This is a genomic window from Bradyrhizobium sp. USDA 4474 (genome assembly GCF_054057515.1).
Genome location: NZ_JBSRZJ010000002.1, coordinates 897830 through 924002 on the forward strand (window position 1 = coordinate 897830; position 26173 = coordinate 924002).

The 26173-nt window shown below is 56.1% G+C and carries 19 protein-coding genes and 3 pseudogenes; 7 read left to right on the forward strand and 15 right to left on the reverse strand.

Annotated features, from left to right (window positions below; all coding sequences use genetic code 11):
- Positions 1-52: 52 nt before the first annotated feature.
- The 5 genes from ACVW16_RS06140 to ACVW16_RS06160 all read right to left on the reverse strand — a co-directional run bounded on the left by ACVW16_RS06140 (position 53) and on the right by ACVW16_RS06160 (position 3306).
- Entirely contained in the window at positions 53-1249 is a 1197-nt protein-coding gene (locus ACVW16_RS06140; RefSeq protein WP_456802269.1) for an AAA family ATPase, read from the reverse strand.
- Positions 1246-2208, reverse strand: a complete 963-nt coding sequence (cpaB, locus tag ACVW16_RS06145; RefSeq protein ID WP_456802270.1) for a Flp pilus assembly protein CpaB — start codon at positions 2206-2208, stop codon at positions 1246-1248. The genes ACVW16_RS06140 and cpaB overlap by 4 nt, the downstream gene beginning before the upstream one ends.
- Before the next feature lie 2 nt (positions 2209-2210).
- Positions 2211-2717 (reverse strand): A24 family peptidase, encoded by a 507-nt coding sequence (locus tag ACVW16_RS06150; RefSeq protein ID WP_456802271.1) that lies wholly within the window; start codon positions 2715-2717, stop codon positions 2211-2213.
- A gap of 101 nt (positions 2718-2818) precedes the next feature.
- Positions 2819-3028: a Flp family type IVb pilin gene (locus ACVW16_RS06155; protein WP_456802272.1), complete on the reverse strand. Its 210-nt coding sequence runs from the start codon at positions 3026-3028 to the stop codon at positions 2819-2821.
- 68 nt (positions 3029-3096) lie between these two features.
- Positions 3097-3306, reverse strand: coding sequence for a Flp family type IVb pilin (locus ACVW16_RS06160; RefSeq protein WP_456802273.1), 210 nt, complete (start codon positions 3304-3306; stop codon positions 3097-3099).
- A 951-nt stretch (positions 3307-4257) separates the two neighbouring features.
- Between ACVW16_RS06160 and tnpB the strand changes: the two genes are divergently transcribed.
- Positions 4258-4611, forward strand: coding sequence for an IS66 family insertion sequence element accessory protein TnpB (tnpB, locus tag ACVW16_RS06165; protein ID WP_456802274.1), 354 nt, complete (start codon positions 4258-4260; stop codon positions 4609-4611).
- Between the two features lie 69 nt (positions 4612-4680).
- A complete protein-coding gene (gene tnpC / locus ACVW16_RS06170; RefSeq protein ID WP_456802275.1) occupies positions 4681-6270 on the forward strand; it encodes an IS66 family transposase in 1590 nt (529 codons plus the stop codon).
- A 497-nt stretch (positions 6271-6767) separates the two neighbouring features.
- On the opposite strand, the gene ACVW16_RS06175 is transcribed toward tnpC, so the two are convergent.
- From ACVW16_RS06175 to ACVW16_RS06190, 4 genes are all read right to left on the reverse strand, one after another.
- On the reverse strand, positions 6768-7505 hold the full coding sequence (locus ACVW16_RS06175) for a methyltransferase (RefSeq protein ID WP_456802276.1): 738 nt from the start codon (positions 7503-7505) through the stop codon (positions 6768-6770).
- A gap of 114 nt (positions 7506-7619) precedes the next feature.
- Positions 7620-8480, reverse strand: coding sequence for a sterol desaturase family protein (locus ACVW16_RS06180; protein WP_456802277.1), 861 nt, complete (start codon positions 8478-8480; stop codon positions 7620-7622).
- A 327-nt stretch (positions 8481-8807) separates the two neighbouring features.
- Entirely contained in the window at positions 8808-10385 is a 1578-nt protein-coding gene (locus ACVW16_RS06185) for a hypothetical protein (RefSeq protein ID WP_456802278.1), read from the reverse strand.
- 142 nt (positions 10386-10527) lie between these two features.
- Positions 10528-12018, reverse strand: coding sequence for a hypothetical protein (locus ACVW16_RS06190; RefSeq protein ID WP_456802279.1), 1491 nt, complete (start codon positions 12016-12018; stop codon positions 10528-10530).
- Between the two features lie 882 nt (positions 12019-12900).
- Here ACVW16_RS06190 and ACVW16_RS06195 point away from each other — a divergent pair.
- The 4 genes from ACVW16_RS06195 to ACVW16_RS06210 all read left to right on the forward strand — a co-directional run bounded on the left by ACVW16_RS06195 (position 12901) and on the right by ACVW16_RS06210 (position 18160).
- Positions 12901-14295, forward strand: a complete 1395-nt coding sequence (locus ACVW16_RS06195; RefSeq protein ID WP_456802280.1) for a hypothetical protein — start codon at positions 12901-12903, stop codon at positions 14293-14295.
- Positions 14292-15875 (forward strand): hypothetical protein, encoded by a 1584-nt coding sequence (locus ACVW16_RS06200; protein WP_456802281.1) that lies wholly within the window; start codon positions 14292-14294, stop codon positions 15873-15875. The genes ACVW16_RS06195 and ACVW16_RS06200 overlap by 4 nt, the downstream gene beginning before the upstream one ends.
- Positions 15876-16125: 250 nt before the next feature.
- Entirely contained in the window at positions 16126-17787 is a 1662-nt protein-coding gene (locus ACVW16_RS06205) for a hypothetical protein (protein ID WP_456802282.1), read from the forward strand.
- Positions 17788-18034: 247 nt separating this feature from the next.
- Positions 18035-18160, forward strand: coding sequence for a hypothetical protein (locus ACVW16_RS06210; protein ID WP_456802283.1), 126 nt, complete (start codon positions 18035-18037; stop codon positions 18158-18160).
- A 6-nt stretch (positions 18161-18166) separates the two neighbouring features.
- On the opposite strand, the gene ACVW16_RS06215 is transcribed toward ACVW16_RS06210, so the two are convergent.
- Positions 18167-19115 (reverse strand): IS630 family transposase gene (locus tag ACVW16_RS06215; RefSeq protein WP_456802284.1). Its coding sequence is split into 2 segments (ribosomal slippage): positions 18167-18778 and positions 18780-19115, totalling 948 coding nucleotides; the frame shifts between segments, so codons are not numbered across the junction.
- Positions 19116-19201: 86 nt separating this feature from the next.
- Between ACVW16_RS06215 and ACVW16_RS06220 the strand changes: the two are divergent.
- A pseudogene (locus ACVW16_RS06220) lies at positions 19202-19329 on the forward strand (IS3 family transposase); the annotation flags it as partial.
- 182 nt (positions 19330-19511) lie between these two features.
- Here the strand turns inward: ACVW16_RS06220 and ACVW16_RS06225 are convergent.
- From ACVW16_RS06225 to ACVW16_RS06245, 5 genes and pseudogenes are all read right to left on the reverse strand, one after another.
- Complete coding sequence (locus ACVW16_RS06225; RefSeq protein WP_456802285.1) at positions 19512-21053, reverse strand: hypothetical protein; 1542 nt, start codon at positions 21051-21053, stop codon at positions 19512-19514.
- Positions 21054-21506: 453 nt separating this feature from the next.
- Positions 21507-22370 carry a class I SAM-dependent methyltransferase gene (locus tag ACVW16_RS06230; RefSeq protein WP_456802286.1) on the reverse strand — a complete coding sequence of 288 codons (864 nt, stop codon included), beginning with the start codon at positions 22368-22370 and terminating at the stop codon, positions 21507-21509.
- Positions 22371-22691: 321 nt separating this feature from the next.
- Positions 22692-24128, reverse strand: a pseudogene (locus ACVW16_RS06235) (asparagine synthetase B family protein); the annotation flags it as partial.
- A gap of 14 nt (positions 24129-24142) precedes the next feature.
- Positions 24143-24574 (reverse strand): annotated as a pseudogene (locus tag ACVW16_RS06240) (asparagine synthase (glutamine-hydrolyzing)); the annotation flags it as partial.
- Positions 24574-25602, reverse strand: coding sequence for a glycosyltransferase family 2 protein (locus ACVW16_RS06245; protein WP_456802287.1), 1029 nt, complete (start codon positions 25600-25602; stop codon positions 24574-24576). The pseudogene ACVW16_RS06240 and the gene ACVW16_RS06245, both read right to left, overlap by 1 nt.
- Between the last annotated feature and the right edge of the window lie 571 nt (positions 25603-26173).

Consider the following 26173-nt stretch of genomic DNA (forward strand, 5'->3'; position numbering starts at 1 on the left):
GCAGGAAAACGGGTTGACGCGCCTTCGCGTTCGCGCGAGCCGAATTTTTTCGTCACCGGAACAGCCTCCTGAACCATCCCTGCCGCACGATGCCGACGCCAGTGATCTCCCGGACAATGGGCGCGAGGTGACGGCGCAGTTTTCGTACGTGCTTCAAAGCTGGAATTCCCAGATTGACCGCTTGGGTCATCCCCTTGCCGAGATCGGGAATCACCATGTCCGGTTCTGCGCCTAAGGCCTTGACAACCATTGCTCTGGGAAGCCCCCCCGGACGACCGGCACGATTGAGCAAAGTAAAAACTCGGTCTTTACCAGCGATGCTGGTGACGGCAGCGCGGAGGGCATGCGCATTGCGAAGTCCGGTCACTTCAGCCTCCAGCAGCACCAGCACTTGGCGAGACAGCATGATCACCGGATGGATGGATGGCGGAAACGGCACTGGTACATCGACAACGATGTAGTTGAACCGTTGACGGAGCAGACCCAGTACGTGTCTCACTCCCGCTTCAGTGATGTCCAGCTGTGCATCCAAATCCTCATCGGCGGAAATCAAACAAACACGCTCGTTGATATCAATGGCTGCGCGTTCGAGAAACAATGTGTCCGCACGCATTGGGTTTTCCAGAGCGATGCGCAGCCCTGGCCCAGGCCGAACCCCCAACATCACCGCGGTTTCGCCGTTCTGTAAATGAAGATCGAGCAGCGCGACCTTGGCCTTCGTGGTCTCGGCCAGTTGCAGGGCGAGATTGATAGCGATACTCGTTGCCCCGGCGCCCCCTTGTGCGCCGCAGATCGAGATCACTTGCCCACCACGATCGGTCGCGGCGGGCGCCGTGTCGCCGAGCAGCTTCGGACGTAGCTGGTGCAGCACCATATCGCGCGTGAGCGGCCTCGGAAGGTACTCGGTCAAGCCGATTTCCATCAGCTCGCGGTAGAAGGTAATCTCTCTGCTCTCCCCGATCAGGGCCACCAGGACATCAGGTGGGCAGACGGCGGACAATCGCTCCAGCTCGGTGAAGGGATCATCGATCCCGCTGATGTCGGCCACTAACGCGAATAGCTCGGTGTCGGTCTCGAGCATCCGTATAGCGTTGCGAATGGTGCCACGCCTGATCGATAGGTTGCTGCCTTCGAGCCCTTTGCGCAACGCCGCTGCGCTCAGCTCGTCGTTTACGAAACAGACAATTCGGTCGCGCGTTGCAACAGATGGAGCTTCATCAAGCGGGTTGACTATAGCCATAACGCTCATCGCCGTTTCTCCTGCGGCTTTACCGCCTCAACCTCATCAGCTGCATGAACCACCACCGTGTCACTCTCGCGGGCCATTCTCGGCAAGACGCCACAGCCCGCAGTTGAATCTTGCTTCCTGACTGAGTATTCCTGAACCTTGCCGCCGCCATAAACCACCACCGCTGCAGTTTGGCCGGCAACAGCATTCTGGCGGGCTATTTCCGCCGACACGTCGCAGCTGGAAATAGTGCGACTGTCCGCTATGTCGCGTGGCTCGACGGCTGATCGCATAGCCAAGGAGAGCGTTCCGAGATTTTTTGCCACTGCAATCTTCTTGACCTGCTCTGGCGCAAGCTGCAGCGACACAGTTTGTGCGACCTTCGCGGCCCCGGTGTTATTGGGTCCGCCGGTTTGCACAATCTCCTGGTCAATCGCGATAATTCGAACATTTTGCAGAATGGTTTCGCTGAGAGCGCGACGCGCAACATCTGCGTTCGCGGCTACTTGGGTCAGGACAACATCCACATAGTCACCCGGCTTGATCAGCCCCGAGACACCAGATTCTGCGTCAACCTTGATGCTGATGGCACGGGTACCCGGCTCCAAGACGCTGGCAAGGAAACCGCGATCTCCCCGCAGCAAGACGTTTTCGGATGTGATAGGACTGCCCGTGTCGAGGTTCTTGCGAACCAGAGAACCGAGAAGTCTGGTCCTATCGTCGCTCGTATCACGGATCGCCCCTGTTGGAACGCTATCCAACGGATCGGCGCGAAAATCTTCCTCGCGTGTCAACGTACCAGCCTTCAGCGGACGTGCCGCGACAAGGTAACGAGTGAGAGGGGCTGCTGGCGCCTTCTCCGTGGCCTGTACTACCGGGGCCTGTGCAAGCGGCAGGTTCAGGCTGTAGGCAATAAGCCCGAGCGCAGTGGCCGCGAGCAAAAAAACCATTATGATCGAAAGACGCAGAGTAGATGACATGTTCAAAGCCCTTGACTGAAAATGGTACAAATACCGCCGCACGCAATCGCAACCCCGTAAGGTAGCGGCGCGCGTCGCAAATGGCGCCAACGTTCTATCGCGTAAACGCGGCGCGCGAACGACGATCTCGCTGGCGCGAGCCTGGGATACGGCAGAAGACGCATCATCAGATGCACCATGGCAAGGACGCCGCCGGCCAGAGCGGTGATAGTCAACAACTGAAGCACGCCCATCAGTGGGAGGCCAACCGACAACGCGACCAGCAGTTTGACATCGCCGCCGCCCATCCATCCCCGTTGGTAGATGACTAGGAGCAGCAAAAACAGGATTGTCGCGGCGACCAAAGATTCTGCCAAATGCATCGGGCCGGCAAAATGCCCGGCGAGCCCGAGGAGCGCCAGCACCAGACAAATTTCATTTCGGATCAATCGTGTCGCGATATCGATCGTTGCGACATAGAGCAACAAAAGGATTTCAAGAAACGACGCCGCGGGAGCAATCCAATCCATGGGAGCAATCCAGTCCATGAAATGCATGCCTGAAACGGGCGTGGCATTGGGACATCCACTGCCACGCTGTGGACGGATCTGTCATGAGACTCAGAAACTAGTCATGGCAGTCCAGTCATCGTAGTTGCGATCGCGCCGAACCCGGTGTTCAGCGCTCCGCTGAGGGTATTAGTACCGGTACCAGTAAACAAGAGAAGCACGACGGCGCAAACACAAGCCCCGACGATCACGTACTCGAGCGACACCACGCCGTCCTTGTCCGTGCGCAGACGCTCCAACGCTTTGGTGGCCTCAACATAATATTTCAACATAGCAGAATCCCTCCTTCGAAAGAGTGACGCGGCATTGGGATATCCAATTGCCGCGCTCCAGACTCCGCTTATGGCAGACCAGACATGGTGGTGGCGATCTTGCCGAACCCGGTATTCAGCGCTCCGCTAAGGGTGTTCGTACCCGTACCAGTAAACAGGAGAAGCACGACGGCGCAGACACAAGCCCCGACGATCACGTATTCGAGCGACACCACGCCGTCCTTGTCCGTGCGCAGACGCTTCAACGCTTCCGTGGCCTTGAAATAATACTTCAACATGAGGGAATATCCTTCTTGCAAGATGAAACGCAACTCTTACTGCTCGCTGACAAATCCCTGCCAACTGGGTAAACTTTCTGTTAAAGCGGCCGCTCAGTCAACGTTTACAGTGGTTTAACCTTAACCGTGACATCCCGGTGTCGCGTGGGGGCAACAACGCAAATTGTTGAGCAATTTCTGCGTTTTCTCGTTCAAGCGGCGAGTGACGACTGAGTGGTTACTCCCAAAGAGTACTGGCGAAATGTACCAGATTGATGCGCGGCATCCCCCGGCGGCGCTGTTATCGAGAGGAGAATGGCTGCGCAGACGCACGCTTGCCAATCTGAGCAAGCTGCCGAGGCGGCACGCTGATCGGCTCCGATCCGGAGGAATTGCAGATCGAGCTCGCTGCCGCATGGTTGGTTATGTCCCGGCGTCGCTGGAGAAGATCTGTGGTGGCGATGACGCTCGATTGGTAAGCGCTAGGCGGGAACCCTTGCTTCGGGACTGGGATGGCTGTGCGAAGAAGCCTCCGGTTAGGACGGAGGCTTCGGGTGGGATTGGACAGCAAAAAGGACGTCTATTTGGACGGCTCATCGGCGGGGTCGGTGAGCCGGCTGGAGATTCTTGAAGGGCCGTCAGGACGTCGTGTGCGGTCGGAAGCTGAGAGAGCTCGCATCGCCGCGGAGAGTCTGTTGCCCGGCGTCCAGGTATCCGAGGTAGCGCGCAAGCACGAGTGACGCGCTGGCAGGTCTACGATTGGCGACGGCGGCTTCGACAGCGAGGTATGTTGCCGCCGTGCGAGGCGTCTCCACCAACGTTTGCGCCGCTGGTTGTGGAAGATGCGTTGGAGAAGCGTCAGGCTCCGGCGGTCAAGCTTGAGATTGCGATCGGCGATGTCGTGCTGCGGACTGACACAGCCATAGATGCTGACCAGCTATCCCGGGTGATCCGTGCGGTGCGAGCGTCACGATGATCGCCGCCGGTGCTGATCTGAAGATTTACGTTGCCACGCGGCCGATCGACTTCCGCTGTGGCCACGACGGGCTTGCGGCGAAGGTACAGGAGATGCTTCGTCTCGATCCGTTCAGCGGAGCTGCCTTCGTGTTCCGATCGAAACGAGCGGACCGGATCAAGATTTTGGTCTGGGATCGAACGGGCCTGGTGTTGGTGCACAAGCGTCTCGAAGGTTGCAAGTTCGTTTGGCCAACGATCGCAGACGGCGTGATGCGGATATCGCCGGCGATGTTCGCTGCCCTGTTCGAGGGGCTGGATTGGAGGTTGGTTCGCCCGGAAGAAGCGCGGCGTCCTCAGGCGGCTGGATAACTGCGGCAGAATGACTCGGAAGCTATTTTGAACGTGGCACGCGCGGCGGCGATGTGCTCGAAATAGCGCATGAGCATCGCGACACTGCGCGACGAAAACGAACGCCTAAAGGCACTTCTGGCGCAAACGCAGGCGGCCTTGAGCGAGCATCAGGGGGCACTGGCGGCATCGGAGGAAGCGCGGCGTCGGCTGGAGGTCATTCTCGGCGAATTGCGACGCGACAAGTTCGGCTCGAAATCCGAGAAGCTACGACCAGATCAGTACCATTTGCCGCTCGAAGACGTGGAGATCGCGCAAGGCATTCTGGACGCGGCGCAGGAAAGAGCCGAGAAGGTCATCCAGGGTCGATCGCGCAGCGATCCGGATCGAGGCTCCCATCGCAATCGCGGCTGTCTGCCTGCCCATTTGCCGCGAGTGGATCGGATCATCGAGCCTGCGAGCACGCTCTATCCGTGCGGTTGCGGCGCCATGACGAAGATCGGCGAGGACGTCAGCAAGCGACTCGACGTGATCCCGGCGCAATGGCGCGTGCTGGTCACACGCCGCCCGAAATACATCTGTCGCCGCTGCTCGGGCCCTGTCGCGCAGGCGCACGCACCGGAACACGTCGTGCCCGGCGGGCTGCCGACCGAAGCGGCTATCGCTCATGTGATCGTCTCCAAGTTTGGCGACCACACGCCGTTTTATCGTCAGGCCGAGATCTATGCGCGTCAAGGCATTCGGCTTGATCGGGCGACTCTGGGCAACTGGTCCGGCCGCGCCTGCTTCCATCTTCAGCCCATCGCGGACCACATGCGCCGCCACCTGGCCGTGGCGGATCGCCTGTTCATGGACGAGACCACGGCACCGGTGCTTGATCCGGGGCGAGGTCAAACGAAGAAAGGCTACTTCTGGGCGATCGCGTCAGACGACCGTGGCCACAGCGGTCCAAGTCCACCGATCGTGTTGTTCCGATATGCCCCCGGTCGCAGCGGCGCCTTCGCGGAGCAGTTCCTGGACGGCTTTGGCGGAAGGTTCCTGCAATGCGATGCCTATGACGGATATGACCGGATGACCGAAGTCGTTCGACCGCAAGGGCCTTGGACGCTCGTGCATTGCTGGAGCCATTTGCGCCGGCGCTTTGTGAAATTGGCCCGCAACAGCAAGTCGCCGATCGCCGAGGCCGCCATTCGGCACATCGCCCAGCTTTACGCCACCGAAGCCATGGTGCGCGGCGCATTGCCGGACATCCGGCTGGCCGCGCGCAAGGAGCACTCGCTGCCCATGGTCGCTGCGTTGAAGTCCTGGTTCGAGAAACAGCTGTCGATGATCTCCAGCGGTTCGACGCTCGCCGAGGATATCCGCTATGCGCTCAATCATTGGCAGGGGCTGACCCGCTTCCTCGAAGACGGGCGTCTCGAGCTCGACACCAACCCGGTCGAGAACGCCATCCGGCCGATCTGCTTGACCAGGAAAAACGCGCTCTTCGCCGGACATGAAATCGGGGCGGAAAACTGGGCTTTGCTCGCCTCGATCGTCGCCAGCTGCAAACTCAACGACGTAAACCCTGCTGCCTACATTGCCGAAACACTCGAGGCGATCATCGACGGCCATCCCCACAGCAGGATCGAAGACCTCATGCCGTGGCGATTCCGCAAAGCGTCAAGCCCGCATCAATAGGGTGACGGCTAAGCGCTTACCTCGATTGCCTGATCGGCACGTACTCAAAGGTCGGCTTCGTGCAGCGGTGGATGGGAACGAGAAGCCTGGGCAAGATCTTGGGCCTGGACAAACGGAGGAGCATGAGCCCTGCGAGAGGCTCGATCGGCTGCTCGAACGCAGGTTATCATCGAGAACGGCCATGGCGCGGCGGCATCTCGCGGATGGCACGCTTAGATGATCCAGGCTGCCCGGCGCGACAGTCTGAGCAGCCTGATCCGGGTTGCTACTGCGACTTCCGCCCAATCGTTATTCGGATGAACGACGCCGGACCCGAATGCTCGTGTAGGCGGCAGATGCTGCAGTCCGCAAGTCAGGCCATCATGGCGCCAGCAACTACAGATTATATTACAGCGCAACAAACATCGACCCTGCGCACAAGCTGTACGGTTTCTCTCGGTCGCAGAACGGATGCTCAGAACAACTGGATTTTACCCATCAAACGCCAGCCTAACCACCTACTTGCTGGTTCGATATCCTGTAAAAAACTGGCCAAGCTTGGGGATCAGAAAAGATGTATTCGCAGCGTAGACGCGATATTCGGGAAAAACCGCCTGTAAAATCGCTTCTTCATTGATCATACGCCGACATTGAACCATCAGGATTGCCATGGCCATCAGTACGGCAAGCGGAGAAAGCACCTGCAATGTGATACCGATCAAAGCAACTCCTTCACAGAGGTAGAGCGGATGCCGGACGATCCGATAAGGTCCTTCTGTCACCAAGCGCCTTGCCTCGGCAAAAATGCTGAAAGATTTGCCCAACCAGCGGAGCACCACAAAACAAAGCGAACTGCCCATCAGGATCAACGTCGTCGACACGACCGACCAAACAGGATCCAACTCTGCCTTCGGTAGCAAAGCAAGTAGCGTGCTCAAGAACGTGCCCAGCAAGGCCGAGATCCGCGGCTCGATGCCCTTGGACTTCTGTATCGGTGCCAACCGGGTAATCGTTGTCGCTGCAACCAGACTGAGGAAAAGGACGTTAGCAAGCCTGGCCAAGATTATGAGCAGCTTGTGGCTGCTATCCAACGGAAGGAGGCCGGGAATTCCTGCAATGCCAATCACAACAAGGGTGGTAAAAACAACCACGACCGTCGCTCTCGCAGTCCAATCGAGCCAACGATTGACTGTCAACTCCACGGTCGCCGTCTCCGCCTGGGATCGATCGATCTCATCAAATTTGATATTCATCATCGTCTCGATCTCATGCTTTCGTCGTCGGCCCAAGTGTTCCACAAGCCCTAGAGTTTTGCCTCCGTTCGGCGCCCAAGCAAGATAGGTCATCGGTAAACAGCTTCGGGCTGCAAATTAACCGGACGAATGACCGAGGCTGGGCGAACGATTGGGCGCCTCCTCTGGGGGCCGCACCGCCTCCGCCAGCGCCGCTGTATCCGATTTGGACTGGAAGCTCCGCTCGCCGATGAAGGGATAAAGCAACTGAGGTAGGTAGCGTTGCGGCATCGGCCGATCCAGACCGTAGGTCGTCGGTTTTTGCCCTCGCGGCAAATGAAGGCTTCCAAACAACGCGTCCAGGAAGGACAGCTGGCCGGCGAAATTCCGGTCCCTGGCCTCACGTTGGTTACTATGATGCCAATGATGAAACTCCGGCGAAGCAAACAGGAAGCGCAACGGGCCAAACCCCAAGCGAACATTGGAGTGAATGAGAACAGCCTGCCACTGATAGAGCACGGCATAGACTCCAATTGCCCATTCGGAGAAACCCAGTGCGAAGAGCGGGATTAGCGAGGCCCCCTTGGTCAAAATCTGGTCGACCGGATGGACCCGGGCCGCGGCCAGCCAGTCAAGCTCTTCGATGCTGTGGTGAATGGAGTGGAATCTCCATAGCCAGGGAACGGCATGGAACATGCGATGGGTCCAATAGAATCCCAAATCAGCAAGGACGATGACGGCCGGCAGTTGCACCCAATAGGGCAAGCCACCGACCACGGCCTGAAGGGATGCCGGGACAATCCATGCGGCGGTAAAGATGACCGCCAGGACAACGGCGAGCAGACCAAGCTTGATCAGCACACCATTCAAGAACAAGAAGATCAGATCGTTGGCCCAATTGCGACGAAAGACCTTCTGCGGATGCATGGCGAACAGCCGCTCGAGCGGTATGAACACAAGAATGGTGATAAATATAACCTTAATGCCAAATGGATCCATCGAGTTCCTCGCTGGACGTCACCCTATCGCTATTTGCCGCTGGCATAAAGAGCAAAGGAACGGCCTGGTTAAGCGGTCCGGATGTTGACCATCTGCCGACGAAACGATCGGTAATCTAAATCGGTGCGCCAAGCGCGAACATGTTCTGGTGGCCAAGGCGTTGGCCATTTGCAACCATCGTTGGTGCCCACGAATGTTTAGGCTCGCCGTCAGATAGACTCATGAAAGCCTGCAGATGCGCGGTCGCAGCGCACTTGGCGGCGTCGCTACCATGGGGGGATCCAAGCGTTACAGTCGATCTGCTGGACGATCCTTCAGGCTGATCAACTAATCTCGGCGGAGCTGGTCTAGCTCATTTCGCCTCACGAATAACTCGGAAATGTCGTCAGAATATACGCCGACCCACTCCGATGACGCGCGAAATTCCTGAGACTCCATAGAGTTTGGCGCGACGAGACCGATAGAGACGCGGTACTTATCCAAGTATTGAATAAATTCACGCGGGCGTGCTGCGACAATTGTCCAATTTTCATCCATAAAGCCGTCATCGAAAACATTTCTACCGTCGACAAAGGTAGGAAGTCCTCTAAAAATCAAATAGCCGCCGAAGTTGTACGAATTATAGATATTGCCGTTTAACTGATGCCCAAAAATGTAATCGACGGCCCCCTTTGGAGAAATCTCCCTGAATCGCGGGCGCTCAAGAGAATCACCAAAGATGCAGATTCCAAGGATCATGATCGCGATTATTCCATAAGCCCCGTTGAGACCGCGCCTCCCTAGATGAGACGTTGTCGTGAAGAATTGCGGGCGAGTCGCAATTTGCTCAGAGAGGCGCAAAAATTGAAATTGCTTTGTTAACGGGGTCGCGAGCAGTAGAGGCGCAAACAAATTGAATAAGAAGATGAATCTCACCGCGGTGAGCATATACGCCGTGATTGATATCAATATTGTTAGTCTACAAAACCGAACTTTGACCCCGTTCAGCAAAGCGAAAAATAGGAGCGCTAGAACAGCGAACAGTGTAATCGGCGCCGTCTCGAAGCTCACGGCGCGCCACTCGTTAATGTAAGGCTTGGCTTCATGTGCCCCGATGAGTTGGAAGTCCATCAGGAACGGGCGAGCGCCGTAGGGCGTCACGCACGCGGCGCCGACCGCGGCGACAAAGAAGACAGCCCATCGTCGGGCCGCTAATAGACGCTCACTCCGTGGACATTCAAATAGGGCTTCTGTAGCGAGCGCGACCGTCAGGGCAAGCCCTACCACAAAGCTGCCGTGGACGTTCGCCCACAGCGTCATGACCGGGAGCAGCATCAAGCTCGGGGTAGTCTTGGTGTCGACAGCTCTCACCAGCGCCGCGACCCAGACCACCATCAGGCCATCGGCAAATACCTGCGGGCGAGCATGCAGGTGGTTGACCGACAGCACAAGCGCCGCTGTTGCGACCACGATTGCCACCGTGAGCCGCATCGTGCGTGCTAGCATAAGGAAAAGCAACGCGTAGGCGAGCGCCACAGCTCCGCCGGTAATCATCGCGACTCCGCGGAAGCCTGAAAGACTATACGCGCCGAAAAAGAGCAGATCGCTCAGCCAGTCTCTCGCTATCCAGGGATGCCCACGAAAGGTATGCGAGAATTCATCGACTTGAGGAAACGATCCGCTTTCCCAAATCTTGCGCCCAGTTGCTATGTGCCAATACAGATCCGGATCTAATAGAAGCCGATCGGCAGGAAGAAGCACGATGTACAAGAGTAAAAGAAGCGCGACCAACAGCACGAATATGAACCTTGTAGCCCGCTGAACGTCTTGATCGCTGGCGCGCGGCCTTTCGGGCTTCTCGCTGACCGTAACCGGAGCCACTGCATATCCGGCGTCGGACCTAGCCAAATCATCGAGATGGCTCATGCTCCCCTCTGCTCCTTCGCATTCCCGGGAATTTGCGAGCATATTGTAGCAATCGTCAGAGAATTTAGAAGGTGCTAAGCGAAGCTAGTCAGAGCCTCCTTTGGGATCTGCGTCTGAATCCCTTCGCTTCCATTAGCTATCGCTATTTATCGATCGCATAAAGACTGAATCGTCGGCCGTGCATCAAACCGGTTAAGCGGTCCGGGATGCTGGCGGGCTGATCTCCGACAACGTAGAGGTAATCGTAGTCGGTGCGCCAGGCGCGAACATGCGATGGCACTGTTCCTCCCGCCGGAGCGCTGTTCAATTGCGAAATAGTTGTTGGTAGGTAATCAAGCGCGTCTTCGATTTCGAATGCGGATTTCGAAGTCGACTTCTTGACGGGTTGCTGACCGGACAGCGTGTATAGCGACGGCACGAACGCAGTCGCATAGTGTACTGCCAGGGTTGGGGCATAGAACATCGGCGCATTTATGCGGCCGACCTCAACATCGCTGCGCGCGACCAGGATTGTTGCATCGGCACGAAGTAGCCGAAACGACGCGATGATCTCGGCGTAGTCGGAACGGTAGGCGGACCAAATCGAAGCTACATTCGCTTCATTAATGAGTATGATGCTTACAGCCAATAATGCGGCCACCGATCGAACAGCGGCTGACGGCCAGTGCACCGTCAAAAACGCCGGCAGGATTAGCATTATTGCAGGAATCAGGCGAACGTCAGCATAGGCACCGCCGAACAGACGGGCCGGCATCAACAGGTACGCAACGAGAAATCCGGATCCGATAAAAACGGCTGGTCGGGTCATACCCAGTATGCGGTTGTACCCCAGGAATACCAATAGCCCGGCAATCGAAACCGCAAGTGCGATCGATAGAAATATGTTGTAGCAGTTCATGACCAGCAATGGCCACATCAGCTTCAGTCCGAACCACCACGTAAATACTGGCTGCCCGGGCGCGCCGCCCGACCACATCAGAAACAGGTACGCCGCGACTGCCGGAAACGCCATCGCACCAAAGATTCGCGCGGCCTGACGATATCCGCGAATTTGGCTTGCTTCGTAGCAGCCAATCGTCAACCCATAGATACCGAGCGCGAACAAGTGTGCGAAGAACAACACGATGAAAAAGCAGGTGTGTAATACAACCAAAAAAAGCCAAGGCGCTTCGCGAAAGTGAATCCAAAACACGAAAGCCCACATTGCGATGCCACATCCGAATTCCCAGTTCATCAGCCCCCAAAGAAACGGCAAACTGTAAAGCGCGATCAGTGCGGCGAACCCCGACAGGTGATGACGCCCACGAACCTTCAGTTCCAGCGCTATCGCGCCACTCACCACCAATGTTTGGCTTACAAGTAGGAAAAGGCGGGCGGCCGTCTCGACGCTTACGAACCGCGCTAACACTGGGACAATGAGGTCGACCGCAAGATTCGGATAGAGCCGCCAATCTATTTCGTAAGCCGGATTTGGACGACCCGCAGCAGCGTCCACAAGAAGATGCATCCGGGCGAGGTGGTTAACATAATCGATCATCGCGGGAATTTCGACTGACAGCACCGGAACCACCGCCGCTGCAAACAGCAGACCGACGAGGATCAGACTTCGCTGATTTACGAGCTCCCCTGGCATAAAAAGTCCGCCTCTCACCCCTACACGGCTTTGGCCATCGCCGTCCCTCGACATCATCAGGTTCCTTTGGAACGCTATTCTGGGCTACTTTCCGAAAGCTGGTTTTCAGGCGAGCATGACGCTCGCCATGTGATCCGCATAAATCGAGTACGATTCGACTGATTACGCACCGACGACCTAGCTCAATAGAACCAGCAGGGTTGCGAACTTGGTCGCAAACCAGCGAAGCTCGGCTACGGCTGGTAACTGTTCCGTCAGGTGAAAGCCTCAATTCCTGGTTTTTCGCTTGTGCTGCGGCGGGGCATAGAAGGATACACAGCAGACAATGATTAATACCGGCACGCCAAATGACAAGTGAGGCCTTCTACGAGTGCTGCGAACCGGGGAAGCAGCAACAGCGACGACCCCCGGCAGTGAAGCGGCTCGGCTTCGGCATCTAATCATCCTGGTGGTCTTGCTTTTAACATTCTATCCGTGTGGGGCTTTAAATCCTCGCCGGGCGATCACATAGAAATCGGAAACGCCAAACCACGGCTGCGCAGGTTGCGCGAGGCTGGCGTTCCAGACGCAATTCTAAGTTGTCATAATCAGTAGTAGACTAGGACGCGAAACCCGGCAGAATAATCCTGCTTGTATAGCGAGTCGGATACTTATGGTACCCGCTTAACCTCACCGATTGTTCGGCGCCCAGCCAGTGTCACCGAATAGCGAAGCGATTTTAAGAAAACGTCCTTCGTCTCGGGGACCGACGGAACATCACGCGTATTGTTGGACATAGGTCCCGCTTGCAGGAGACAGGCCGCTATGATTGTCCAAAGGCCCTTATTCGCAGCGGCAAAGGTGGACTTCGTCCTACCGGCGTGGTTTTGGCTGGGGGCCGGTGTGTACGCGCTCCTGCTGGTCAACGGCGACGCTCTTCTGATGGATCCCGATACCCATTGGCACATCGCCGTGGGGAAATGGATCCTTGATCACAGCACCTTTCCGCGCGTCGATACTTATTCCTTTACGAAAGCAGGCGAACCGTGGATCTCGACTTCCTGGCTGGCGCAAGTTCTCTATGCCGGTAGTTTCGAGATTGGCGGCTGGCCCGGGCCGATAATCCTCGCTGCGACCTGTGTCGCCGGGACGTTCGCCTTTTTCGCCTTCATTCTCGGCCGACGCATTCGCTCGCCCCATGCAATCATGATCGCGCTGGCCGCTTTGGCAGTTACGGCGTCTCACTTGCTCGCGCGCCCACATGTGGTTGCGTTGCCGGTCATGCTTGCCTGGGTAAACGGACTTGTGAATGCAAGCGAGAGACGCGAACCACCGTCGTTCTGGCTTTTGCCACTAATGGCGCTCTGGGCAAACCTTCATGGAGGATTTGTTTTCGGGCTCGCTTTGATTGTACCACTCGCATTTGACGCCTGGTGGAATGCAGAGGGTTCGCAACGAGGACCATTGGCGCTGCGTTGGATCGTTTTCGGCGCCTGCGCATTTGTCGCTTGTTGCGCGACGCCCTACGGGTGGGGGTCGATCCTCGCGGCCCGCAAAATTCTAGCACTCGGGGAGTTGCTGAATCTCATTTCCGAATGGAGCGCGGCGGATTTCAGCCACTTCAGCATATTCGAAGGGGCTATATTGGCCTTAATAGCGTGTTCGCTTTATTTCGGCCTAAAACTTTCGCCGCCGCGAATTATCTTGGCGATGGGGTTGTTTCACATGGCGCTCTCCCACGTTCGAAACGCCGATATCTTCGCCTTTCTGATGCCGCTTGTGGTGCTGACGCCTGTGGCTTCGCAATTCAGCCTCAGAGCGGATCGTACCGGCAAGATGATCTTTCCGACCGTGCCGGCCGCGATGCTGGTCGCCGCTTTCGGTGCGTCGACATGGTTATTTGCGGCCCATCATAGGTTTTCCCCGCCGCTCGTCCATTCGCCTGCGGCTGCCATTGACGTGCTCAAACTCCAAGGTGCCAAGCGCGTTCTCAACGACTACCCGTTTGGCGGGTATCTGATCTCGCGACAGATCCCGGTCTTCATCGATAGTCGAGCCGAGTTATATGGTGAACTATTCGTCATGGCTTATTTCCGAGCGCTGCAGCTTAAGGACGTGAACCAGTTCCTGAGCTTACTCAAAGAGTACGAAATTGATGCAGTACTCTTGATGCCGGCAACACCGGCGACAGGTCTGCTTGATCATCTTGACGGTTGGCAGCGCGTCTACTCAGACGAGACCGCTGTCGTGCATATCCGCGACGCGGGAAATGCACAGAAAGACGGAGCTCTTAGATGATTAATTCATTCCGCGATCGTCAGCTCGTTCATTCTTGCGTTTCAGAATCGACTCCGTCCGGGCTAACTGCAGTTGCGCCTCACGAACGGTACTCTCTGCTGATTAACTTCTCCGTCGCCGCAATTGTTGTTGTCGCGATCTGCCCAGTACTGTTGGTCGCTCTTCCGGCGATGATGGACTATCCCTTCCACGTGGCCCGCATGTATGTGCTAACTGCAGCGGGCACGCCAGATGCCAACCCTTTCTACGAGGTTAGTAAAACACTCTACTCCAACCTCGCTATGGATCTTCTTGTTCCGCCGCTTGCGCGGATTATCGGCGTCGAACCGGCCAGCAAAGTCTTCCTGATTGCGTGTCAACTTCTGATCGTGAGCGGCGCGATTGCGCTCGAACTGGCAGTGAAGCGGCGGCATGAAATCTCGGGGCTCGCTGCGGTGATGTTGCTATATTCCTTCCCATTCGCGTGGGGATTTATCAATTTCCAGTTTGGCCTTGGGGTCGCACTATGGGGGTTGGCTACTTGGGAATTGATGCGTGATCGCCCGGTCGTTCTGCAACTGATCGTGCATTCACTTTTCGTCACGGTGCTCTATGTTGCGCATCTGTTCGCGCTGGGGCTCTACGCGGCAACGCTCGGCTTTCTTGTACTCTCGCGCTTCAATTGGCGTACCAGCATCGTGCAACTCGCCATCTTGTGCGCGCCCACGCTGGGTGTCCTTGCGGTCTTTCTCGCCTCACCCACTCATGTAGGAAACGGCCCTACCGAGTGGAATGTCTCGAAGTTGTTGTCGATCTTTGGATTCCTCAACGGCAACAACGGGGAACTAGCCGCGGTTGAGGCTGCTGCGTTGATCCTACTCTGCTACGTTTTGTTCCGTACCGGGAGGCTATCCCTGTGCCGCTCGGGTCTCTGGCTTGCAGTTGGCTTCGCGCTGTTATTCCTTGTGATGCCATTCCGCCTGCTCGGGGTATCGGGTGTCGATTTTCGCGTGCTGATCGCCGCCCTCCTGATTCTTCCGGCTTACAGCACGATCTCGATGACGGGGCGTGCTGCTGCCCTGGCGGTCGCCGTTCCAATCGGCATCGCACTCATTAACGTGGCGGTTACCACGGCCGTCTGGTTCAGCTATCAAGATGATTACGCAAAAATCAAAGCATCGTTCGCACTGCTCGACCGCCCGTCTCGCATTCTGGTCGGGCGCAGCACTGATGCACCGCTAGGATTGCTTCTATCGCCGATGGATCACGCCCCGACTCTCGCCGCCTCGGCTAAGGCAATGGTGACGACACTCATGGCGCTGCCAGGAGTCGTGTCGATCAATGTTGTTAAAGAACACCGAAACGAGGCAGTCGCTGACGCTCTCTACTTCGTCCCCGTGCCGCTCCCGATACTTGTGTCCCTGGCAACCGGCACGGACGACTCACGCGTGCCACGATTCCTGCACCATTGGACGAGCGAGTTTGACTATCTCTATCTGGTGGGACCGCACAACGCAAACCCTCTTCCCGGTCGGATTGAGGAACTTACTGGTGGAAGCTTATTCACCCTGTACCGGATCAGCCCGATTCAAAAGCCGTGACGGTGTTCAACGCTTCGGTGATGACAGTCTCCCGCGTTGATACAATGCGTCGTTTTTTCCTGAGCCGCTGCGCTCGACGAAGTTGGCCTGATTGGCAGCCTTCGCTGCTTAACTACATGTGGGATCATTAAACATGTCCCGCGAAAGCATTCAGGGCTTCCCTCCTATTTGCAATCACATGTTGAGGGTCGGAGCAGCTACTGCACAGGAAAATAATGCTGGGAAACGGTATATAAGACGGAGCTCTTAGATGATTAATTCATTCCGCGATCGTCAGCTCGTTCATTCTTGCGTTTTAGAATCGACTCCGTCCGGGCTAACTGCAGTTGCGCCTCACGAACGGTACTCTCTGCTGATTAACTTCTCCGTCGCCGCAATTGTTGTTGTCGCGATCTGCCCAGTACTGTTGGTCGCTCTTCCGGCGATGATGGACTATCCCTTCCACGTGGCCCGCATGTATGTGCTAACTGCAGCGGGCACGCCAGATGCCAACCCTTTCTACGAGGTTAGTAAAACACTCTACTCCAACCTCGCTATGGATCTTCTTGTTCCGCCGCTTGCGCGGATTATCGGCGTCGAACCGGCCAGCAAAGTCTTCCTGATTGCGTGTCAACTTCTGATCGTGAGCGGCGCGATTGCGCTCGAACTGGCAGTGAAGCGGCGGCATGAAATCTCGGGGCTCGCTGCGGTGATGTTGCTATATTCCTTCCCATTCGCGTGGGGATTTATCAATTTCCAGTTTGGCCTTGGGGTCGCACTATGGGGGTTGGCTACTTGGGAATTGATGCGTGATCGCCCGGTCGTTCTGCAACTGATCGTGCATTCACTTTTCGTCACGGTGCTCTATGTTGCGCATCTGTTCGCGCTGGGGCTCTACGCGGCAACGCTCGGCTTTCTTGTACTCTCGCGCTTCAATTGGCGTACCAGCATCGTGCAACTCGCCATCTTGTGCGCGCCCACGCTGGGTGTCCTTGCGGTCTTTCTCGCCTCACCCACTCATGTAGGAAACGGCCCTACCGAGTGGAGTGTCTCGAAGATATTGCCCATCTTTGGACTCCTCAACGGCAACAACGCGGAACTAGCCGCGGTTGAGGCTGCTGCGTTGATCCTACTCTGCTACGTTTTGTTCCGTACCGGGAGGCTATCCTTGTGCCGCTCGGGTCTCTGGCTTGCAGTTGGCTTCGCGCTGTTATTCCTTGTGATGCCCTTCCGCCTGCTCGGGGTATGGGGTGTCGATGTTCGCGTGCTGATCGCCGCCCTCCTGATTCTTCCGGCTTACAGCACGATCTCGATGACGGGGCGTGCTGCTGCCCTGGCGGTCGCCGTTCCAATCGGCATCGCACTCATTAACGTAGCGGTTACCGCGGCCGTCTGGTTCAGCTATCAAGATGATTACGCAAAAATCAAAGCATCATTCGCACTACTCGACGGCCCGTCTCGCATTCTGGTCGGGCGCAGCACCGATGCACCGCTAGGATTGCTTCTATCGCCGATCGATCACGCCCCGACTCTCGCCGCCTCGGCTAAGGCAATGGTGACGACACTCTCGGCGCTGCCAGGAGTCGTGTCGATCAATGTTGTTAAAGAACACCGAAACGAGGCAGTCGCTGATGCTCTCTACTTCGTCCCCGTGCCGCTCCCGATACTTGTGTCCCTGGCAACCGGCACCGACGACCCGCATGTGCCACGATTCCTGCACCATTGGACGAGCGAGTTTGACTATCTCTATCTGGTGGGACCGCACATCGCAAACCCCCTCCCCGGTCGGATTGAGGAACTTATTGGTGGAAACTTATTCACCCTGTACCGGGTCAGCCCGATTCAAAGCCGTGACGGTGTTCAACGCTTTGGTGATGCGGTTCACCTTGCTCCCAAGTCTTATCCAGCCCTGAGTTCGCCCCGGGGTCGTTGAATTTGCCCATTTGGGCGGCGATAGCGATGGGAGCCGGCGCGGAGCCCTCAGCATAGCGCAGCGCCGGATCAAGGACATCTGCGAGACGCGGGTGAGATGCGGCTATGGCCGGTCCATGTCCTGCAACGAGCGACTGCTGGGCCATCAACGTCAACGCATCTATCGTCTTTACGGGAATTAAGCCTGGAATTGTGCCATAAAACGCCGAAACGTCGCATCAGGGCCAAACTGCGCGGGGATCGAACCAATGCATGTCGAGACCTGGGCGATGGATTTGATTCACGACCAGCTTGCCATCGGCCGCGAGATCCGCGTGCTGACCGCCGTCGATACTTTCAGTCGCTTTTTGCCAGCGGTCGATCCCACGCTCTAGAGCGTTTCACGTTTTGATGGAAGCGTATCCGGCGTTTTCGAAGTAGTTGCTGCATTCGTTGGGCTGGATGGTTGTGATGAGGCCGCCGATATGGCGACAAATGTCGTCGATCGTGCGCTTCTGGGCGGAGCGCATCCAGTGCTTGATCTTGGCGAAGGTTTGTTCGATCGGATTGAGGTCGGGGGAGTATGGCGGTAGGTACCAGAGCCTGGCGCCGGCGGCTTTGATCAGGCTGCGCAGGGCAGCCGATTTATGGCTGCCGAGATTGTCCAAGATGACGATGTCACCCGGCTGAAGCTGCGGGACGAGAACCTGCTGGACATAGGCGCGGAAGCATTCGCCGTTGATCGGGCCATCGAACAGGCAGGGTGCGGTGAGACGGTCACAGCGCAATGCGCCAAGGAATGTCAGCGTCCGCCAGTGACCATGTGGCGTGAAGCTGCGCACCCGCTCGCCTTTTGGTCCCCATCCGCGCAGTGGGGCCATATTGGTTTTGATCCAGGTCTCGTCGATAAAGACCAGGCGCCGGGGATCGAGTTTGGCCTGCCATGAGCGCCAGCGCTGGCGTCTACGCGCGATGTCGGAGCGAGCTCGCTCGAGGGCGAGCAGCGTTTTTTTTGAACCGCAGTCCCTCGCGCCGTAGAAACAGCCAAACCGCATTGTGGGAGACCTTGACCCCGCGCGCGAAAAGCTCGTCCTTGAGGGCGTGAAGCGTCAAATGCGGCGTCTGACTGATCCGCTCCTTGATGAAGGCGCGATGTGGCTCAAGCACGGGCTTGCGATGGCCGCCCATCTTTCCGGGCGCTACCGAGCCGGTCGTCCGATAACGCTGCGACCAGTTCACAACCGACGAAACCGCAACCCCAAACCGTGTTGCTACCGAGCGGCAGCTCTCGCCCTTTACAACTGCCGCAACCGCACGCTTACGCAGATCATTGGAAATTGGTCGGACCATCGGATGCTGGCCTCCATCCCAGCCAGCATCTTGAATCATATTCGTCTCTGATCCGGAATCCCTTCCGATTCAATAAATTCGTGAACCGCTCTAGCTATCGAGGCGAGGAGGTCGTGTTGACACGGGAGCGCATCTGCAAAACCGTTGGCTACCCAAGAGGATCCGCGGCGGCCAGGGATCGGAATTTATCTCCCGCGATCTTGACATCTGGGTTTAACAAAAAGCCGTCGCGTCGGACTTCTCGCGGCCAGGCGAGCTCGACCAAGTTGAATAACCTCGAAGTGTCTGATGCAACAAAGGGTCTACCGCACCAACTCCCACAGCCCGAGTGCAACTGGATAGGAGCCGGCGGCAACGTTACGGGATCTGCGCTCGGTCTTAAGTAAAGGGTTTTTCTCAGCTGCGACCGCTAATGTCGTTACAAATGGTCTCATCCCTCTTGAAAGCTTTCCGCAAATCAAACTTGCCCTCATTCGCCACCAGGCTAAATGATCTTTCAATGGCAGATTCAAATAGAATACGTTCGGGAGGAGCTGGATCCCGTATCGCAGGAAAATAAAGTTGCCAATTATTTATCATTGCGTGATCAAGGACAACCCAATCCGCCGCGCGAATAACAGCTCTACATTCCTCTTCAAATTGATTTGCGGTCGTGTAATTGGGAATAAAGATATCTGATCTTGAAGGATGCCCACGAGCCGTGAGAAACGCCAAGAGCGGATCAAGAGGATAATAAAACACAGTACTGTCGATGGGCAGGTCAGCGACCCGACGAATGATTAGCCTTACGTCTTCGCGCAAAACTTTCACCCTGCCGCGGGGCGTCTCAATATTTGGTAATTGCATCACCAAGTAACTATTTATCAGAAGGACTGCGGTTGACAGCGCCATTGCAAGAACGAGTGCCGCTATAGTCGCAAACCGAATCGGCCTGAAAACGGCAACAAAGCGTCGGCCCGAATACAAGATTACTGGAAGCACCAAGGGTGCTGCGAATGTGATATGAACAATGTCCGGCCGCACCAACAGTCCGACAAATGCAGCCAACGCAAATGCTAGGCAAACGTGCAGCGTCCGGTCGCGGATAGCCGCGGGCCACTCGCGCGCAAAGTGAACCATCGCCAGCAACGCCGCGATCGGAAACGTAAGGGTCAGTGGCATGTTTTGAGCGTCAGCCGCAAAGGCATAGGGCACACTCTGAATATTGGCATAATGTAGCGCCGGATAGACAATAACGCAGTTAAAGGCTGGACCGAGCCCGCCTTGAAAGGCAACGTATGTCATGCATAACGTTGGCAAAATTGCAGCTGCAGCCATGTAATTTGTCAGAGCGATTACATCAAACCGTTTTCCTTCAGTGAGCGCCAATAAGCCAGCTGTAACTGCCAACGAACCTCGAGTCGGCGTAATCATTGCAGCCGCTCCTCCAGCCAAACCGGCGAAAATCAACCATGAAAGCCGACGCGCGTGGATCCACATGAGTGCGCCGAAAAGCGCCGATATACAGAACAACGTCGTAAACCAATGGTGGCTAACTTGCACCCAAGCGCCTTGCGACATAACGACGAAAGCGGCGACGGCGACAGCTGATGCTAACGTGCTGCGCGAGACACGAAGGGCTACGCAATAGAGAACGCAAGCAATTCCGACGAATGTGAAAGCTGCAAGCAAGCGCGCGGAGAAAAGTGAAACGTCGGTTAGTCGAAACCAGCCCGCAGTTAAGAGAAATCCACCAGGCGGCAGAAACTGAAAAAAATCACGATAAAGCTTTTCGCCGCGAAGCAGGCGATCAGCACCTTGCAGGAGCACGCCTTCGTCACCGAGCATGATAATGCTTCGCAGAAACGGCAAACAGCTCAATCCACTCAATACCGCGACTACGACGAGCGCGACGTGCTTGCCGCGGATCCCTATCGCAAATGACTTGGGTTCTTGCATGCCACGGTTTCCCCAATTGCCGAACAATGGCTTCGATAATCTCCAGCTACTGACTATTAGCTTCTCTGTTTCGCGCTGTGCCGATCGACAAGAGGTGGCCAAAACTAACCCAGCGGACGCCGAAACTTGGGTCACGAGCGGTCCAATGTCCTGCAGCTGTAAGGCTCTTGAAACTACTGGCCAAGCAGCTAACCGACACGGCCCCCTCTCACCGTCTATCCGCGGATATCTACGACTCCGCTTGCTTTCCATTCTTTCAGCGACGTTCCAGTTGCGCACCCAACGTCGAGAACGCTCCCCATTGGAAGATTATTCCGTAAGATCTGAATCATGGCACGTGCCAAACCGTGTTCGAGAGTAGCGTGTACTCCGCGAATGCGGCGTCGTACCAATGATGAACTGCCACGCTCGTCTGATCGCACCGGCATTGCATTTCCCCTGAATCACAGCGTATCAACTGGAATGGGTTTGCGATGTCTGCCGCGCCCCGGAATCCAATGTTGTTTCCACCGCCTTGTAGCCAACCGCTGCCCAAGACATTTCATTGACCCAAAACAGCCGAATATCATTGAGCCCTGCCTGCTGCATGAGTAACTCGACCTCATCCTTACGCCAATAGTTTGCAATGCGCGGAATCATCTGGTCGAACACAATGTGATGCAGGTGGGGAAATGAGAATCGTCTAAGTAATCTAAAATATTCGACACGCGACCAGCCAAGGCGAAGGAATATCCAGAGTAAGGCGGTCGGGATGAAAGCCAAGTGCCGGACAACGGAAACGGGCATCTTGCTGAAGACATAGTTTCGCAATGGGTTCAGCACCCAGACGTAGTGCTCCATGTTTTCGTAGCCGTATACCCAGATCAGAACGGTACCACCAGGCTTGACGGCTTGCCGCATGCGCTGGACTGCTCGAACGGGATCTGCGAGATGGTGAATGACCCCGATACTGAAGGCAATGTCGAAGACGTTCTGTTCGTCGAAATCGTACGCGCTTCGATGGAGAACCTCGACGCTCGGAAATCTTGCGAGATTGCGACGGGCGGCCGCTAACGAGCGCTCATCAACCTCGATGGCGACGCCACCGACGGCGCCATGCATCATAGGCCAATAGCTGTTACGACCCATCCCGCATCCGACATCCAGAAAGCGCTTGCCATGCCAATCCTTTTCAAGATCCAGCGGGGCCGTCCAGCGCCGAAACTGCTCTTCTTGATCGGGCGTCAAGTCGTTGAATTTCTCCCAAGAATAGCCGAAACGATCAGGCGAGCCGCCCTTCACATCAACTGGATCTTGTAGCACGCGAGGTTCGGTCATTACGTCGTCTCTGGTCTGCCAAATGGTTCGGCGAAAACTCAAAGCGTAGAGGAAACGATTCCAGCACCCACGATAACAGCCAGGCCTATTCGCTCACAACTTTGAAGATGTACTGCACTACGAAGAGCAACAATGCAGCACGAGTGGGTAGAATAAGAATACGAAGTCGAAGCAGACTAGGCCCGCCACAGTCTAGCTTGGCGACGTTATCAAGCACGATGGCCGCAGCGTCACCTGAGAACACGCCGAGCTTAACGGGCGTGCATCGCAGCGACATTAAAACCGAACTGCACCAACAACAGAACGTTGACGAACAGAGAACTAGGCCACGCACTCTGTGACCCTCGTTTCTTTGAGCAATCCATGTTGCACGGCCAACCATGCCCAGAGGATCAAACGATGGTCCGCCGTGCCTTGACGATGCTCCCGCCAAATCCGTTCTAGCTGATCCTGGCGAAAGCCGGGCAGCTCTCTGACCGTAGGCGTTCTCGGGATTTCTTTCAGCCAGGATGCGAGAGGAATGCCGAAACCCTTCTTGGGCCTGTCAATGATTTGTCGGGGCAGGAGGTCTCGCATTGCACGTTTCATGATGTATTTGCTGACGCCATTGCGTAGCTTGAAATGAGAAGGCAGCCGGCGACAAAAATCGACGAGGTCGTTATCGAGGAAAACGGCCCGCGTCTCTAGCGAATTCATCATCGCGGCTCGATCGACTTTCACCAGAATATCTTCCTGCAAATAAAGGCGCGTGTAAAACTCGAGTGCCTTGTCGAGCGGATTTGCCAAATTACTACTTTCCCACAGCTCAATAGCCTCCGAATACAGCTCCTCAGCGCTCGGCGCTTCGTGCATAATTTCGGCCAAAAGTCGCGGGTCTGCGGGCGACAACCAAATCGGGTTCCAAAGCGCGGCCTTGTAGTTGAGGCCGAGCAGCGTGCGTCGCAGCTTGAAATCGAGACTCATATTGGTTTCCGATTTCGGCAGGCGATTGGCGAGCTTCTCCACCATCTGATGCAACGGCCGCGGCACGCAAGCTGAATACCATTGCGCCGGCTTCACCGCACGGAAGGGGTCGTAGCCAGCAAGAAGCTCGTCTCCGCCATCGCCGGACAAAGCTACTGTCACTTCTCGACGGCAAAAGTGCGAGAGGAGAAATGTAGGGATCAGCGAGGCATCGCTGATCGGGTCATCCATCCGACGCAAGATTTCAACAAACAGCTCTTTTGCGACATCCAAGTTCAGCAGTTCGACCCGATGCACGCAACCGAAATGGTTGGCGACGTTGCGGGCGTATTCTGTTTCATCAAATGAAGATTCGTTGAAGCCAACGGTAAAGCATTTGACATTCGACTCAGATCGAAACTGCCTGGTCGCCCAAAGAATCGAACTGGAATCAAGCCCGCCACTGAGAAAGACCCCAAGCGGAACATCTGCAATGAGACGACGTCTGACCGCGTTCAGAAGGAGCTGCCGAAATGTGTCCGCGAGCCGCTCGTCGTCACGTTCGTGGAGATTGTCGTCCGGCTCGAGGCGGAACTCCCAGTATCTTTGCACATCGCAGTGGTGATCGTCGAGATTGACGCTCATCTGGCAGCCGGCGGGCAGCTTCAAGACCTCTCGATATGGAGTATGCGGCGCTGGTAGAAAGCCGTAAGCGAAATACTTCGCAATCAGCCGCGGCTCGAAGTTGAGCTCGAGTTCATGGTGTTCCTGAAAGCCTTTGAGTTCGCTGCAAAACGCAAAAAGACCGTGCTGCTGCGTATAATAGAGCGGCTTTTCGCCGAACCGATCGCGCGCCAGAAATAACTTGCGCGTCGTCGCTTGTCGAGTACCGCGAATGCAAACATTCCATTGAGCCGAAGCGGAAGTTGATGACCCCACTCCTCGTAGCCGTGGACCAAGACCTCCGTGTCGGAGTGGGTGGTCGTGAATATATGGCCGGCAGCCTCAAGATGCTCGCGGAGTTCCGGCGCATTGTAGATCTCACCATTGAAGACGATTCCGACCGATTCGTCCTCGTTCCACATCGGTTGTGCGCCGCCCTTGATATCGAGGACCGAGAGCCGGCGATGTCCTAGAAAAACCTGCAGAGTTGCATCGACGTGATAACCGGCGCCATCCGGACCGCGATGCCTGAGACGCTCCGTCATCGAGACGATATCGGATTTCTTTCCGCGGCCAACAAATCCTACGATGCCACACATCAGCGTGTTTTCTGAATATTCGCGAAATTGGTCTCGTCGCGGATTTCATAACCGAAGCGGCCCTGCGATTCGAAATAGGTGCGCGTCACGATTTCAGCCAGAAGTCCCAGCAACATGCTGACTGCCCCCATGAGGAGCGCCGTTGCAGAGAGGACAGGCAAAGGTGTTTGGATAAGTGAAGTGCCTTCAGCGAACTTTAGAAAAAATGAATAACACAAAACCAGCACAGAAATGACCAGGCAAAATGCACTGAACGCTCCAAACACGTAGATCGGCTTTGCAAGGTAGCGATCGAGGAACGTAATAAGCAACAGGTCGAGTAGAACTTTAAGAATGCGTTCCAGTCCGTATTTCGATGTACCAAACTTTCGCGGATAATGGCGAACCTCAACTTCTTCAATGTTGGCGCCCATCCATTTAGCGTAAATCGGGATGAAGCGGTGCATTTCACCGTAAAGGCGCACGCCATGAATCATCTCAGCGCGAAATGCTTTCAAGGTACAGCCATAATCGTGTAGGGAAACGCCGGATATTTTAGAGATCACTCGGTTGGCGACACGGCTAAGAAAATTTCGTCGGAGTTTTGCATCTTTTCGATTTTTGCGCCATCCACACACGACGTCTGCGCCGTTTTCAATTAGATCCACAAGCATCGGAATATCTCGCGGATCGTTTTGCAGATCGGCATCGATCGTGACGATTATTTCGCCCACAGAGTGATTGATACCGGCCTGCAGCGCGGCGGTCTGACCATAGTTGCGGCGGAATCGGATAACCCTGAGCCACGAATGCTGCGCTATGCAGGCCTTCAATTTCTTGAAACTGCCGTCGGTGCTGCCGTCGTCGACACAGATAACTTCGAAGGATCCGCGTCCCTCAAGAGCAGTATTGAGGGACGCGATCAGCAGGTCTATGTTTTCGACCTCATTAAAGATCGGCGTAACTATCGATATCCGGGGACGTATACTAGAGCTCTCAGAAAGAGGACGGACCGAACTATCGTTCTTCTCAGGGATCTGTATGTTCATCTGCACTGATCCTCAATCCATCCCGTCCGGCCGAGGCCGGCGCGTTTTTTGGCGAGGAATAGCCGCGTCGGCTCGGGCTCGAAGAGCAACGTCATTGTGCTAGTTCGCCGCCAATGCGGCTCTCGCCCGAAATTCGTCGGCAGGCCCGGGTTAAATTCACTCCACAAACCTTTTGCAAGCATACCAGCGCCCGATTGAGAAATGAGCGCAGAAACGGCCAAGCCGGCCATCGACAGGAGTTGCAACGCCCGCTATGCGATAGTTGAACGATACCGCAGTTCTACAAATCCGCAATGAGACTTGCTCGTTAACCTGAACGCCCGCGCGGGTTACTTGAGCAATTCCTGCCCCTTTTTGGCTCCCTGAGAGATCCGGCCGCTTCGGCCGAAATCGCAAGCCTGGATCCTTGCGCTTTGGTTGGGTTCGCTCTGCATGCGAGGACCTGACGACCGCCTTCTCGCCCAACGTCTGTTGCGTTGCAACAGTCTAATTTGACAGCGAGGGGGTTGCCCAAGCCCACCACTCGGTTCCCCGCACTTCCTGCCGTCCTGATATCTTGAGGCCTTTGATG

Coding starts and splice junctions, on each gene's coding strand:
- cpaB (WP_456802270.1), bottom strand. CDS start 2,208: ATGTCATCTACTCTGCGTCTTTCGATCATAATGGTTTTTTTGCTCGCG.
- ACVW16_RS06205 (WP_456802282.1), top strand. CDS start 16,126: ATGATTAATTCATTCCGCGATCGTCAGCTCGTTCATTCTTGCGTTTTA.
- ACVW16_RS06180 (WP_456802277.1), bottom strand. CDS start 8,480: ATGGATCCATTTGGCATTAAGGTTATATTTATCACCATTCTTGTGTTC.
- ACVW16_RS06185 (WP_456802278.1), bottom strand. CDS start 10,385: ATGAGCCATCTCGATGATTTGGCTAGGTCCGACGCCGGATATGCAGTG.
- ACVW16_RS06210 (WP_456802283.1), top strand. CDS start 18,035: ATGCATGTCGAGACCTGGGCGATGGATTTGATTCACGACCAGCTTGCC.
- ACVW16_RS06160 (WP_456802273.1), bottom strand. CDS start 3,306: ATGTTGAAGTATTATTTCAAGGCCACGGAAGCGTTGAAGCGTCTGCGC.
- tnpB (WP_456802274.1), top strand. CDS start 4,258: ATGATCGCCGCCGGTGCTGATCTGAAGATTTACGTTGCCACGCGGCCG.
- ACVW16_RS06245 (WP_456802287.1), bottom strand. CDS start 25,602: ATGAACATACAGATCCCTGAGAAGAACGATAGTTCGGTCCGTCCTCTT.
- ACVW16_RS06150 (WP_456802271.1), bottom strand. CDS start 2,717: ATGGATTGGATTGCTCCCGCGGCGTCGTTTCTTGAAATCCTTTTGTTG.
- tnpC (WP_456802275.1), top strand. CDS start 4,681: ATGAGCATCGCGACACTGCGCGACGAAAACGAACGCCTAAAGGCACTT.
- ACVW16_RS06140 (WP_456802269.1), bottom strand. CDS start 1,249: ATGAGCGTTATGGCTATAGTCAACCCGCTTGATGAAGCTCCATCTGTT.
- ACVW16_RS06230 (WP_456802286.1), bottom strand. CDS start 22,370: ATGACCGAACCTCGCGTGCTACAAGATCCAGTTGATGTGAAGGGCGGC.
- ACVW16_RS06225 (WP_456802285.1), bottom strand. CDS start 21,053: ATGCAAGAACCCAAGTCATTTGCGATAGGGATCCGCGGCAAGCACGTC.
- ACVW16_RS06155 (WP_456802272.1), bottom strand. CDS start 3,028: ATGTTGAAATATTATGTTGAGGCCACCAAAGCGTTGGAGCGTCTGCGC.
- ACVW16_RS06175 (WP_456802276.1), bottom strand. CDS start 7,505: ATGATGAATATCAAATTTGATGAGATCGATCGATCCCAGGCGGAGACG.
- ACVW16_RS06200 (WP_456802281.1), top strand. CDS start 14,292: ATGATTAATTCATTCCGCGATCGTCAGCTCGTTCATTCTTGCGTTTCA.
- ACVW16_RS06190 (WP_456802279.1), bottom strand. CDS start 12,018: ATGCCAGGGGAGCTCGTAAATCAGCGAAGTCTGATCCTCGTCGGTCTG.